Origin of the sequence: Prevotella pectinovora, assembly GCF_000834015.1 — a bacterium.
In the GTDB taxonomy this organism is placed as follows: domain Bacteria; phylum Bacteroidota; class Bacteroidia; order Bacteroidales; family Bacteroidaceae; genus Prevotella; species Prevotella pectinovora.
The window spans coordinates 65797-79882 of sequence record NZ_JXQI01000026.1 but is presented as its reverse complement, the minus strand read 5'-3'; the positions used below and the strand labels follow the sequence as shown (position 1 = coordinate 79882).

Annotated in this window: 9 protein-coding genes; 5 read left to right on the top strand and 4 right to left on the bottom strand. The window is 45.0% G+C overall.

Translation table 11 applies throughout. The annotated features are described in order from the left end of the window. Positions 1-2: 2 nt before the first annotated feature. Positions 3-1304, bottom strand: a complete 1302-nt coding sequence (locus ST42_RS03660; RefSeq protein ID WP_044072428.1) for a membrane protein — start codon at positions 1302-1304, stop codon at positions 3-5. After that, entirely contained in the window at positions 1288-2025 is a 738-nt protein-coding gene (locus tag ST42_RS03655; RefSeq protein WP_022316961.1) for a type III pantothenate kinase, read from the bottom strand. The genes ST42_RS03660 and ST42_RS03655 overlap by 17 nt, the downstream gene beginning before the upstream one ends. 135 nt (positions 2026-2160) lie before the next feature. Here ST42_RS03655 and ST42_RS03650 point away from each other — a divergent pair, with 135 nt between their 5' ends. The 5 genes from ST42_RS03650 (at position 2161) to feoB (ending at position 11598) form a co-directional block, all read left to right on the top strand. Further along, a complete protein-coding gene (locus tag ST42_RS03650; protein ID WP_044072355.1) occupies positions 2161-3318 on the top strand; it encodes an Lnb N-terminal periplasmic domain-containing protein in 1158 nt (385 codons plus the stop codon). Continuing rightward, the gene (locus tag ST42_RS03645; RefSeq protein WP_044072352.1) at positions 3311-4753 is read left to right on the top strand and encodes an alkaline phosphatase family protein; all 1443 of its coding nucleotides are present in this window, start codon (positions 3311-3313) and stop codon (positions 4751-4753) included. Before ST42_RS03650 ends, ST42_RS03645 begins: the two co-directional genes overlap by 8 nt. Before the next feature lie 110 nt (positions 4754-4863). After that, entirely contained in the window at positions 4864-8175 is a 3312-nt protein-coding gene (secA, locus tag ST42_RS03640; RefSeq protein WP_044072350.1) for a preprotein translocase subunit SecA, read from the top strand. 119 nt (positions 8176-8294) lie between these two features. Next, positions 8295-9026, top strand: coding sequence for an ABC transporter ATP-binding protein (locus tag ST42_RS03635; RefSeq protein ID WP_042517489.1), 732 nt, complete (start codon positions 8295-8297; stop codon positions 9024-9026). Between the two features lie 157 nt (positions 9027-9183). Beyond that, complete coding sequence (gene feoB / locus ST42_RS03630; protein WP_044064866.1) at positions 9184-11598, top strand: ferrous iron transport protein B; 2415 nt, start codon at positions 9184-9186, stop codon at positions 11596-11598. Positions 11599-11954: 356 nt separating this feature from the next. On the opposite strand, the gene ST42_RS03625 is transcribed toward feoB, so the two are convergent. After that, on the bottom strand, positions 11955-13016 hold the full coding sequence (locus ST42_RS03625; RefSeq protein WP_042517493.1) for a mannose-1-phosphate guanylyltransferase: 1062 nt from the start codon (positions 13014-13016) through the stop codon (positions 11955-11957). 165 nt (positions 13017-13181) lie between these two features. After that, a complete protein-coding gene (locus ST42_RS03620) occupies positions 13182-13892 on the bottom strand; it encodes a tRNA1(Val) (adenine(37)-N6)-methyltransferase (RefSeq protein WP_044072426.1) in 711 nt (236 codons plus the stop codon). Positions 13893-14086 lie beyond the last annotated feature (194 nt).

Below are 14086 nucleotides of genomic sequence, written 5' to 3'. Positions count from 1 at the left end.
CATCAATCCACTTTCCACTTCATGAACCAACGCTCATTGAATGTCAGTCCAATGTTGATTCTGAATGTATTCTCTTTTATGAAGTTCTTTGCAGAAGTGCGTACCCACTGTCCGGAAATGTTGAGCATGGAACGATTGTTATAGCTGTTCATGATAGGAATTCCCAAACCGGCGCTCACACTGATCTCGCTCGGGCCGTCTTGTCCGTTTATTTTATAATATGGTGTAGCGTATGAAGCACCAGCACGGAAATGCAGACGTTTCAAGAAGCTGCGGTTGTTTTCATCACCGCAGAAATCGCCGCCCACATTGATTTTATGACGGTCGCTATAATAGTCGTTGTTCATCACATAAGCCGGAACCTGATTGTTCACGACATAAACAGGGAAACCTATTCCGCTCCATTTCTGGAAGCTGTAATCCACTCCCAACTTGATGCGGTTGGCATTGTTCCACGCCAAGCCTGCGCCAACTGTGGTAGGTATCTTGAGACCTTCTTTCAAGGAATACGGTGCCGTTTCCGGAGTTGACGTCGTTGGATTTGTCGAAGTAACCACGCATGAAGGGTTTCCTCCAATATCATGCCCGGGAGAGTATGTAGCTCCAAGGGTGAACTCGTTTTTCTTGTCCACGGCGAATGCGTATTGGACACCGAAATCCAGCTTGTAGTTTGTCACCGAAGCGGAATACACTTTCTGGATTGTCTTAGCATAGGAGTCGCTGTATGAATTCGTCACGGTCTTGTCGTAGCGGCCCCACAGATATGAGACATTGGCTCCCAGGGAGAATCCTTTGAACAACTGATAGCCTAAGCCCACATACACCTGATGCAAGCCTCCTTCTCCGTAATATGAATTTGAATATGTGGTCGAGAGGACATTGCTTCCTGGTGTTGAAGAGGTATAGTTATATCCCACGTTGGTATATGGCAGGATACCGAAACTCACACCGAAACCTTTTGCAACTCTGAACGCCGCTACAGCATATTCGAAGTCTGCATTCTTGGCATTGATTTTCTTGCCGCTTTCATTGAAGTTGGTGATCTGGCCGGAGAATCCCACATCGAAGATAAAAGAAAGGGAGTCAACTGCAGAATAAGACGCCGGATTTATGAAGTTCACTTGGTTGTGCTCTCTGAAGCCAAGCCCCACCCCATTCATTCCTCGGTTGAAGCCGCTTGTCTGGTCGCTCAACACTCCCAATCCATATTGGCTGTAAGGAGAGTTTGTGCCACTCTGAGCATATATACCTATAGAAAATGCAAGCGCTGCAAAAGCGCAAAATACCCTATTTGTTGATTTCATCATTATATTCTAATATTCGGTTAAGTCCTTTCGGGACTATGAATCTGTCTGCAAAGATGGTGATTTTTTCCGAGAAATGCAAATCTAATTGTACACCACCTGTTAAATATACAAAAAGGTGTGGATATTTAGTCAAAAACCTATGGATATAGCCATTTATCTCATACTCTATGCCATGCAAAACACCACTTCTTATCGCAGTTTCCGTAGAATAACCTACCAGAGGAGCCTCTCCCCTTCTTTCCACCAAAGGGAGTCGTGAGGTGTATTCGTGTAACGCCTTCAAGCGCATCGTAGGTCCTGGCGAGATGTTCCCGCCCAAATATTCTGCTGACGAGCTGATTAAGTCGTAAGTGACGCAGGTTCCGATATCAATGACGAGTATATCCTTACCTGGCGAACAATCATTCGCCCCTACGACGGCAGCGAGACGATCCGTCCCTAAAGTCAACGGAGTGTTGTATCCGATTGAAACCGGCACGGGCGTCACGCCACTTTCAAATTCCAAAACACGGAACGGAAGCCCTTTCAGTTTCTCCATAAATGAATCTGAAACAGACGAAACTGAAGACACTATACCTTTTGAAAACGGATACTTCGAACAAAACCGCGACAAGGCCTCGACGTCGTTGCCATCAACGCGTTTCTCTTCTATAACTTCACCATCATCAAAACACACCAGTTTGACGCATGTATTGCCAATATCAACGATTAAATTCACTCTATTCAAAATTTGTGAGCTGCAAAATTATTGAAAAAAATCGAAACTTCATAACTATAAGTGAAAAATATCGCTTATTTTTGCATCGTGAAAAAGCTGAATATTTTTTTATATAGGTTACTTTTAACGTTCATCTTGCTTGATATCAGCAAGATAGCAATAGGTAACACAACCAATTATGCCGAAACTCCAGCCGACTCGATCAGAGTCAGCCTGCTTACATGTTCGCCCCACGACGAGATTTACAGTCTCTACGGACACACGGCGATAAGATACGAGGACAAGGCATCGAAGACTGACATCGTGGTCAATTACGGTATGTTTTCCTTCAAGAAACCCTTTTTCGTCGCCAGGTTTGTCTTGGGACTGACAGACTATGAAATGGGGATACAGGACTTTAACGATTTCTGCTACGAATACCAGTATTTCGGATCACAGGTCACACAACAGGAAATAAATCTTACGCCAGAAGAAAAAGGACAGTTGCTCAAAGCCCTGCAGGACAATTACGACAATGCCAGGGTATACAGATACAACTATTTCTACAACAACTGCACCACCAAAGCGAGAGACATCATCCTGAAGTCAATCAACGGCAAGATAGAATACGAAAACGCCATTGACAAGTCTGTATCATTCAGAGACCTGATACACGGCTGCAACGCCAATTATTCGTGGGCAAGCTTCGGCAACGACCTTCTGTTAGGATTCAAAGCCGACATGCAGACAACACGTGAGGAGCAGCAGTTCTTGCCAGACAATCTGATGAGGGATTTCGGACAGGCAAAGATAGTATCGGCAGACGGAAGCGCAAGGCCTTTGGTGAAAAACACCGAAATCATCGTAAAAGGAAACGATCACGCGATTGCGGGAAAGACAAAAGTGACGCCTCAATTCGTCTTTATTACATTATTATTATTAATCGCTGCGATAGTCGTTGCGGAATTCAAGACAAAAAAGAGGTTTCTCTGGGTAGACATCTCGTTGTTGCTCGCGAGCGGACTGGCAGGATTGATTCTGTTCGTCATGCTCTTCTCTGAGCACCCGACAACAAGTACCAATCTGCAAATATTCATATTATGCCCGCTGAATTTGTATTGGGCAATATACATCATCAAGAACAAACGAAACGAAAGGAAACTAAGAAAGGCCTGGACTTTCCTTTCCATAATGCTCTGCATAGGCCTGTCAGGACGATTAATACAAGTTTACGCTGAGGGGATGCCTCTTTTGGCATTATCTTTGCTATTGAAAAATTGCTGCAATCTATATGCAACGAGAAAGAATGATTAAAACAACGGCTACGAAATACAGTATAATAACGGCGACCACAATAGCCATTTTGGCTTGCGGCACTGCAAGAGCACAGATCCATACATCTGTGCCAAGGCTTGTTGTAAACATCACCATCGACCAGCTGCGTTCGGATCTGCTGTCTGACTACAAGCGATTCTACAAGGAAAACGGATTCAAGGAAATCCTACGCAACGGTATCGTGTTCACAGACGCAAGATTAAATTTCGCATCTGCAGACCTGGCATCTTCTATCTCCAGCATAAACACAGGAACCTCTCCGAGATACAACGGCATCATTGCTGAAAAATGGTTTGACCGGAACAACATGAAAATCGTTTCATGCGTTGAAGACAACAATTTCGACGGTATCTCCACCTTGGAAAGGAATTCCGCGGAGAACGTACAGACGACTACCATCAGCGACGAACTGAAGATTGCCAACAAAAAATCTGTAGTCATCAGCATTGCCGAAGACCCGGTTTCAGCCATAATCCCCGCAGGACACAATGCCGACGGAGCTTACTGGATTGACACGAAAGAAAGAAAATGGTGCACTACATCATATTATCAGAAAGAAGACCGCAGACTGGAAACCTACAACTCCAGCAACCGGATCAAGACCGGAGATGTAAAGTCAAACACAAACGTGACAGACTTTGCCATCCACTGCCTCAATGAATATTCATTGGGAGCAGACAACACGCCGGACATGCTGTTCGTGACTTACAAGGCAAACCGACCTGAATCCAAATCAACCGACAAGCAGTTCATATATACGGATCTGGACAACAACATCGGCAGATTGATAAATACAATCAGCTCAAAAGTGGGATTGTCAAACGTGCTTTTCGTCATAAACTCCACCGGATACTACAACGAAGCCAGAACCGCAGAAGAAAAGAAGTTAAGGATACCTGGCGGCACTTTCTATATCAACAGGGCATCAAACCTCCTGAACCTTTACCTCGGGGCTTTGTATGGAAATGACAAATACATAGAGGGTTACAGCCGCGACCAGATATACTTCAACAACAAACTGTTTGACAAGAAGCGACTTAACACAAACCAGATCTGCGAATTGTCGAAAATATTCATCAGGCAATGCCAGGGAGTGGGCAATTGCCTTTCGGCAAACGACATCCTGTCTTTCAATACATCTGAATCGGAAACGGTAAGGAACTCATACAATTTACGGAACAGCGGCGACCTTCTCGTTGAGGTGTTGCCAGGTTGGAACATAGCCAACGAAGACAATGGAGAAACATATATACAAGGGGCAAACTGTCAGAATTTCCCGATAATCTTTTACGGTTTCGGACTGAAAGGCGAAGTGGTGACGACTCCTGTCTGCGCCGACAGAATAGCCCCGACAATATCAAAAACTATAAGAATCAGAGCCCCGAATGCAAGCAAAGGCGAACCTCTATTCTAAAAAAACAACGTGCAAAACAATAATAAATAGATGTTAATGCCCTTAAAAGGAATAAATTGTATAAATTTGCACACGAATATAATCAAGAAATAAAAAAAGCATAATATATAATGGGATTCAACAATTTACTGAAATCGCTTTTTGGCGACAAGTCAACACGCGATATGAAGCAGATTCAGCCTATCGTAGAGAAGGTAAAAGCTGCTTACCCCGAAATCAAAGCTCTCACAAACGACCAGCTGAGAGAACGCACAAAAGAACTGCAGAAACAATTGCAGGACGCAGTAGCCAATGAAAAGGAACAGATCAAGGGTCTGAAGTCTAAAATCGAAGACACGCCTATCGATGAGAGAGAGGAAATCTTCAATCAGATAGACAAGTTGGAAAAGGAAGTCCTGGACAAATATGAAGTAGTGCTCAACGAGATACTGCCTGTTGCCTTCAGCATCATGAAGGATACAGCCAGAAGATTTGCCGAGAACGACGAAGTGGTTGTTACTGCAAATGATTTCGACCGTGAACTTGCAGCTACAAAGGATTTCGTAAGAATCGAAGACGACAAGGCTATCTACAGCAACCACTGGATGGCGGGTGGAAACGACCTCAAATGGGACATGGTGCACTATGACGTACAGCTCTTCGGAGGTATCGTACTGCATCAGGGAAAGATTGCGGAGATGGCTACCGGTGAAGGAAAGACCCTCGTGGCAACACTCCCTGTATTCCTTAATGCCCTGACAGGAAACGGTGTGCATGTCGTAACAGTGAACGACTATCTGGCAAAGCGTGACTCGGAGTGGATGGGTCCATTGTACGAGTTCAACGGTCTTTCAGTAGACTGCATCGACAAGCATCGTCCGAACTCACAGGAAAGAAGGAATGCATATCAGGCAGACATCACTTTCGGTACGAACAACGAATTCGGCTTTGACTATCTTCGCGACAACATGGCGTTATCTCCAGCCGACCTCGTTCAGAGAAAGCACAACTACGCCATCGTCGATGAGGTTGACTCCGTATTGATTGACGACGCACGTACACCACTTATCATTTCCGGTCCGGTGCCGAACGGAGACGACCAGATGTTTGAGGAATACCAGCCGTTGGTAGAGAAACTGGTTGAAGTGCAAAGGAAACTTGCAACAAAGTATCTTTCAGAGGCAAAGCAGCTCATCGCTGAAGGTCAGAAGAACAATGACCAGAAAAAGATGGACGAAGGTTTCCTGAGTCTCTACCGTTCACATAAGGCCCTTCCAAAGAACAAGCCACTCATCAAATATCTCTCTGAAGACGGCATCAAGTCAGGAATGCTGAAGACTGAAGAGATATACATGGAGAACAACAACCGCCGCATGCCGGAAGCTGTTGAACCATTGTATTTTGTCGTTGACGAGAAGCTGAATTCCGTTGACCTTACAGACAAGGGAACGGAATGGCTGGCAAAGGAAGTGAACGACAAGGAGTTGTTCGTGTTGCCAGACATCACGACCCAGCTCTCTAATCTGGAGAACGAGAACCTCTCTGAGCAGGACAGACTTGACAAGAAAGACGAACTTCTCAACCACTACTCAGTACAGAGCGAACGAGTACACACCTTGCAGCAGCTGCTCAAGGCATACACTATGTTCAACAAAGACGACGAATATGTCGTTATGGACGGAGAAGTTAAGATTGTGGACGAGCAGACAGGCCGTATCATGGAGGGTCGCCAGTGGAGCGACGGACTCCATCAGGCTGTTGAGGCAAAAGAGCACGTCAAAGTGAAAGAGGCCACACAGACATTCGCTACAATCACCCTTCAGAACTATTTCCGTATGTATCACAAGCTTTCGGGAATGACCGGTACTGCAAGCACGGAAGCAGGTGAGTTCTGGGATATCTACAAACTGGATGTGGTTGAAATTCCTACCAACCGCCCGGTACTGAGAAAGGACCTCGACGACAGACTCTACAAGACAGCAAGAGAGAAATATAATGCCGTGATTGAGGAGATACAGGAAATGATCAACCAAGGCCGTCCGGTACTTGTAGGTACGACATCAGTTGAAATTTCGGAGCTGCTTTCAAAGATGCTCACGATGAGACATATTCCTCACAATGTACTCAACGCAAAGCTTCATCAGCACGAGGCCGACATCGTGGCCAAGGCTGGTCTCAGCAAGACTGTCACCATCGCTACCAACATGGCTGGCCGTGGTACCGACATCAAGCTTTCTAAGGAAGTGAAAGACGCTGGAGGATTGGCAATCATCGGTACGGAGAGACACGAGAGCCGCCGCGTAGACCGTCAGCTCAGAGGACGTGCCGGCCGTCAGGGCGACCCTGGAAGTTCCGTATTCTACGTCAGCCTTGAAGACAAGCTGATGCGTCTTTTTGCAAGTGAGCGCATTGCTCGCGTCATGGACCGCATGGGTATAAAAGAAGGTGAGAGAATTGAGAGCTCACTCATGTCGAAGAGTATCGAAAGGGCACAGAAGAAAGTTGAGGAAAACAACTTCGGTATCCGTAAGCGCCTCCTGGAATACGACGACGTGATGAACAAGCAGCGTACTGTGGTGTATGACAAGCGCCGCCACGCCCTTATGGGTGAACGCATTGGCATGGACATAACCAACATAATCTGGGATAGAGTCGTGAACATAATCGAAAACCATGATTATGAGGGATGCAAAGAGCAGTTCCTGAAACTTCTCGCTATGGAATGTCCTTTCACCGAAGCTGAATACCTGAACGAGAACCACAACAATCTCGCTGAGAAAGCCTTCCAGATGGCTATAGCAGACTTCAAGCGCAAGACAGACCGCATACAGGCTGTCGGATTCCCGGTAATAAAGCAGGTGTATGAAGAGCAGGGTGCTATCTATGAGCGCATTATGGTGCCTATAGCCGACGGCAAGAGGGTTTACAACATACCTTGTAACCTGAAGGAGGCATACGAGACTGAAGGCAAGAGCGTGGTGAAGGAGTTTGAAAAGACTATCATGCTCCATATCATCGACGAATGCTGGAAAGAGAACCTCCGTGCGCTCGACGAGCTGAAACACAGCGTTCAGAATGCTTCTTACGAGCAGAAAGACCCGCTCGTGATCTTCAAGCTGGAAAGCGTAAAGCTCTTCGACGATATGGTAGACCAGATGAACAACAAGATTGTCAGCATATTGATGAGAGCCCAGATTCCGGTAATGGAACAGCAGGAAGTGCAGGAAGCGGCTCCTGACAAGCCAAGCCAGCGCTATACAGAAGAGAAAGTCGACCTGAACGACTCTGTACAGCAGGCTGCCGCCCAACATGACACAAGGGAAACGGCTGCCCAACAGCATCACGAACCGATAGTAAAAGACAAGCTTCCCGGTCGCAATGACCCATGTCCTTGTGGCAGCGGAAAGAAGTTCAAGAACTGTCATGGCAAAGGACTCGTTTAAGACGATATAAAAGATGAGACAATTAAGGTGTATCTATGCGTATTTATATACCATGATACACCTTAATGCTTTTTTCACAAAACTCAATTGCGCAATTCTAAAACCATAAATGACTGATTATGGAAATCCAGATTCATAAACTGAAAAAATCATTTTCAACCAAAGTTGCAGTAGACATAGACTCATTGGAAATCCCTGACAATACGTTATTAGGCGTTGTCGGCAACAACGGAGCAGGCAAGACCACCCTATTCCGCTTGATGCTCGATTTGCTGAAACCCGATGAAGGTGAAGTACACCTGACATTCAGGATGAAAGACGGATCGACATACGGCACCAACGTCAATGTTGATGAAGAATGGAAAAAATATACAGGAGCATTCATTGATGAAAGTTTCTTGATAGACTATCTTTCTCCTGAAGAATATTTTGAATTCATAGCAAAAATAAGCAACATAACAAAAGAAGAACTGTCGGAACATCTGCAACGTTTCGACGCTTTCATGAATGGAGAAATCATAGGACAAAACAAATTGATAAGGAGCATGTCTGCCGGAAACAAACAGAAAATCGGAATAATATCATCACTCATACATTCTCCCCAGCTTGTAATTCTTGACGAACCGTTCAATTTCCTTGACCCTACAAGCCAGAACATCCTGAAGAAGATGCTAGTTGACTATAACAAGGAAACCGGAGCATCAATATTAATAAGTAGTCACAATCTGATGCATACCGTAGACATATCAAACAAAATCGTATTGATGGAACACGGCAGAATCATACGCTACATAACTGAGAATGACGAAAATACAAGGAATGAGCTTGAGCAATACTTCAACAAAGATTAACGCGCCTCAGAAATGTGAAGTCTTGTATGATATAGCTCAAGCAGTACCGATTATTAGGTATTTTAATCTATGCATATAAAACTTGTACCATTTTTTTTATACCTTTGCATTATTGAAATAATCCACCGAACAGGATTATCGTAACAGTAGCAGAATCATGAAATTATCAGAATTAAGCACCGGACAGAAAGGCGTCATTGTAAAGGTGTTGGGCCACGGAGGTTTTCGCAAGAGAATCGTTGAGATGGGTTTCATCAAAGGACAAGAAGTAGAGGTTCTTCTGAATGCCCCTCTTCACGACCCCGTTAAATACAAGATAATGGGATATGAGGTGTCTTTGCGCCATACCGAAGCCTCAATGATAGAAATCATCACAGAGAGCGAAGCGAGAAACAAAGACATCGCCAATCCTGACACCACAGAAGAAAACGGAATCTCCGTGGCTTCAAATAGCGAACAAGACACGGAATTCAACAATCTACACGAAGAAGCGCTAAAGAAACGAAGAATCATCAATGTAGCTCTTGTGGGCAATCCGAATTGCGGCAAGACCTCATTCTTCAACTATGCTTCGGGAGCCCATGAAAGAGTGGGCAACTATTCAGGAGTTACCGTAGATGCCAAAGAAGGACGTGCTGAATACAAAGGCTATAACTTCAACCTCATCGACCTTCCCGGCACATACTCTCTCTCTGCATACAGCCCTGAAGAACTATACGTGAGGCGTGAGATAATCGACAAGACGCCTGACGTTATCATCAATGTAATCGACTCAAGCAATATTGAGAGAAACCTCTACCTGACAACGCAACTCGTGGACATGAACCAAAGGATTGTCTGCGCGCTCAACATGTTTGATGAATTTGAGGAAAGGGGCGACAAGCTCAACTATAAGGTTCTGGGCCATCTCCTGGGAGTACCTATGATTCCTACCGTGTTCAGAACAGGAAGGGGTATAGACGAATTGTTCCAGACCATAATAGATATGTATGAGGGGCAGGATTCCACCTTCAGACACATACACATAAATCATGGCAAAGACATAGAAGAGGGAATTGACCGTGTGAAGCAGCTCATACAGGAAGACGAGCAGATACGATACAAATACTCCACACGTTATCTTTCCATCAAGTTGCTTGAAAACGACAGCCATGCTGAAGAGTTCATCAAGACACTGCCCAACGGTAATGAGATTCTGAAACTACGCGACAAAGAAGCGGTAAGGATAAAGGAAGAGTGCAAGGAGGACAGCGAAACAGCCATTATGAACGCGAAATACGGCTTCATACATGGTGCGCTCAAGGAGGCTGAATATCAGGAAGGAAACATCGAGGACACTTACCAGACCACGCATGCTCTGGATAAGCTCATAACAAACAAATATCTTGGTTTTCCATTGTTCTTCCTGCTTCTGTACATAATGTTCCAGGTGACATTCTCCTTAGGACAATATCCGATGGACTGGATAGACAGTATGATTGGCGCATTAGGAGGATGTATAAGCGACACGATGTCTGACGGCCCTCTGAAGGCAATGCTCGTAGACGGCATTATCGGAGGTGTAGGCTCGGTTATAGTATTCCTTCCACAGATACTCATCCTCTATGCCTTCATTTCATTCATGGAAGACAGCGGATATATGGCAAGGGCAGCCTTCATCATGGACAAGCTCATGCACAAGATGGGGCTACATGGAAAATCATTCATTCCTCTGATAATGGGCTTCGGATGCAATGTGCCTGCCGTGATGGCTACGAGAACCATCGAAAGCCGCAGGAGCCGCCTCATCACGATGCTCATATTGCCGTTCATGAGCTGTTCTGCCAGATTGCCTATATACATCATGATAACGAGCACGTTCTTCGCACTGAAATACCGCAGCGCGATAATGATTTCTCTCTATGTGATAGGCATCGCCGTGGCTGTAATCATGAGCAAGGTGTTCAGTCGCTGGCTGGTGAAGAGCGAGGACGTTCCATTCGTGATGGAACTTCCGCCTTACCGTTTCCCTACTTCAAAGGCAATCTTGCGCCATACCTGGGAGAAAGGAAAACAATATCTGAAAAAGATGGGAGGCATCATCCTTGTTGCCAGTATAATAGTGTGGGCATTGGGATATTTCCCGCATAATGACAAGCTGAACCAGCAGGAGCAGCTTGAGCAGAGCTATATCGGCAGTATAGGAAAAGTGGTAGAGCCCGTGTTCAAGCCTCAGGGATTTGACTGGAAACTGTCAATAGGACTCATTTCCGGTGTAGGAGCCAAGGAGATCGTGGCTTCCACGATGGGCGTACTCTACGCTGGCGATGAGACAGTAGCCGATGATGAAGCCCAGGACACGGCAAAATACAGCAATCTATACCGTAAGATGTCGGCAGACGGGGTGACTCCATTGATAGCATTCTGTTATCTGCTGTTTGTCCTGTTGTATTTCCCGTGCCTGGCTACGATAGTAGCGATAAAGAACGAGTCAGGAAAATGGAAATGGGCTATATTCACAGCCGTATATACCACGGCTACGGCATGGTGTATTTCTGCATTGGTCTACCAGACTGCAAGATTGTTTCTATAAGAAAATCGGTCATTAGGAGAAGCAAAAGACCGCACAAACAGTTATAAAAGACTACCATTTAACGGTCTAATGACCGTTTCGGGATTAAGAAACTAACGTAAAGACAACGGATTATAAATGAAATAGAAACAGGGTGTGTTGATTCATCAAGAATTACACACCCTGTATTTATTCTGCATACAGTATAGAAATGGCATTAGGCAAGAGTAGTCCTGTTTTTACATCCCTACTCTCACACTCTCAACCCTTCGTCCATAAACTTGCCAGAACGGATACTGGTACAGATTATTACAAATCGGTCATTAGTGACAATCAAACGTTCTGATGACCGATTTGGGGATTATCATCACAACAGATCAGTTCTGTCCTGAGAATTGTTTTATCCTTTGCTCTTCAGAGAGTTTGCATATCAGCAATCTTCCATCCTTCTCCGCAACGATATAACCATCCAGACCTTGAACCACAACCTGCTTGTTCTCTGTGGTATGGATAATGCAATTACGAGTTTCAAAAGTGGAAATGCCATTGCCTATCAATGAGTTGCCCATCAGGTCATGCTTGGTCTGAGTCCAGAGAGAGCCCCATGTCCCCAGGTCGCTCCATCCGAAACTTGCAGGACATACGAAAATCTCTTCAGCCTTCTCCATTATAGCATAGTCAACAGAAATGTTTTCACACTCCGGGAATCTCTCGTCAATCACCTTCTGCTCATTTTCCGTTCCGTACACGTCTGCGATACTCTCAAATATATTTGCCAATGAAGGCTGGTAAATCCTGAATGCGTTGACAACGGTCCTCACGCTCCAGATGAAGATACCTGCATTCCAGAAATATCTGCTCTCGGCAATATATTTCTGAGCTGTTTCCAAATTAGGCTTTTCCTTGAAAGAATCAACTCTGTAGATTTCCTTGTTGCGTGGCGAACAGCAGGTCAGATCAGCCTGAATATATCCGTAGCCAGTCTCCGGACGTGTCGCCTTCATTCCCAAAGTGACAATGGAATCCGTCTCGGCCGTGAATTTCAGGCAATTGCCCACAACTCTCTTGAATTCAGGAACATCCATCACAACATGGTCACTCGGAGTGACAACTACATTGGCATCAGGATTAGCTGATTTGATTCTCCAGCTTACGTATGCGATACATGGTGCCGTATTCCGGCGGCACGGTTCACACAAGATATTCTTTGCCGGTATTTCCGGCAATTGCTGTTTCACTATTTCTGCATAATTCTTGTTTGTCACCACCCAGACATTCTCTGGCGGACAGATTGTTTCGAAACGGTCGTATGTCAACTGCAACAAAGAACGTCCCACTCCGAGGACGTCGATGAACTGCTTAGGACATTCTGCTGTACTCATCGGCCAGAAGCGGCTGCCCACTCCACCGGCCATTATTACAAGATGGTTATTATTCATATATTTTCAATTTTAGATTTCTGTTGCTAACTTCAATTTCTTGTTCCTACGATATAATCTTGTGTCCGATATATAACTTTTGCAAACTTAATTATTTTTTCCAAAAAAACAAAACAAAACGACGAAATCAGCATGATTGGAGGCATCTGAAATGTTGGAACAGTATCAACGCACATAGAATTCTGATGTAATATCAGAATACCATTCCGACCTTCTGCCGTCGTTATCCTGCAGGCAATGCTCCTCGTGCTGCATTTCTATTCCACCATGCAAGACATATTCCAGCAGCATCCTCTTGGGGGGCTTCCTTTCCACAGTCCTGATCCGGCACAAGCGAGAGCATCTGAATCCCGACATCCGGGCCTCAGCATCAAAAGAGGGATGGCTGTCGGTAGGGATTACCACAGACAAGCGTCCTTCATCTGAAAGCAGATTCTTCACCGACCTCAACAACACATCAAAAGGGAGCGATGATGAATGCCGGGCTATATGGCGCTTGTCGTCGGGACATCCCAATGAATTGACATAAAAGGGGGGATTGCATACTATCGAGTCGAATTTCTCATCCGCATACTCCGTGCTGAAATCCTGTATAGACTGGTTGAAGAGCTTTATCCTCCCGTTGAAAGGCGAGTTCTCCACGTTGTCCATTGCCTGAAGATGAGCGTCGCGGTCTATCTCCACTGCATACAGTTCAGCATCTTCAAACCGCTGCGCCATCATCAGCGCCACAAGCCCCGTGCCTGTACCGATATCCAGTATTTTCCTGCCGCCACGAGCCCATGAGCCCAGCAGCGTGCCGTCTGTGCCGACCTTCATGGCACATAAGTCCTGGCGGACGACAAACTTCTTGAACTGGAAATAATTATTTGACATCAGCAATATAAAAGACAGTTTTTTCTATTTCATTCCAATGCAAATTTAAGAAAAAAGATTAAAAACGACTTATAAAAGCATTAATATAATTTATGTTTTCAGCATTTATGGTTTTACACACAATATAAATGAAGAAAAATGACTACCTTTGCACCTCTTATTATATAAATAAAGAGACGGATTTCCAAAATTAC

What these genes read in the sequence shown, in the direction of transcription:
- ST42_RS03625 (WP_042517493.1), bottom strand. Translation starts at nt 13,016, where the DNA reads ATGAATAATAACCATCTTGTAATAATGGCCGGTGGAGTGGGCAGCCGC.
- ST42_RS03620 (WP_044072426.1), bottom strand. Translation starts at nt 13,892, where the DNA reads ATGTCAAATAATTATTTCCAGTTCAAGAAGTTTGTCGTCCGCCAGGAC.
- feoB (WP_044064866.1), top strand. Translation starts at nt 9,184, where the DNA reads ATGAAATTATCAGAATTAAGCACCGGACAGAAAGGCGTCATTGTAAAG.
- ST42_RS03645 (WP_044072352.1), top strand. Translation starts at nt 3,311, where the DNA reads ATGATTAAAACAACGGCTACGAAATACAGTATAATAACGGCGACCACA.
- ST42_RS03635 (WP_042517489.1), top strand. Translation starts at nt 8,295, where the DNA reads ATGGAAATCCAGATTCATAAACTGAAAAAATCATTTTCAACCAAAGTT.
- ST42_RS03660 (WP_044072428.1), bottom strand. Translation starts at nt 1,304, where the DNA reads ATGAAATCAACAAATAGGGTATTTTGCGCTTTTGCAGCGCTTGCATTT.
- secA (WP_044072350.1), top strand. Translation starts at nt 4,864, where the DNA reads ATGGGATTCAACAATTTACTGAAATCGCTTTTTGGCGACAAGTCAACA.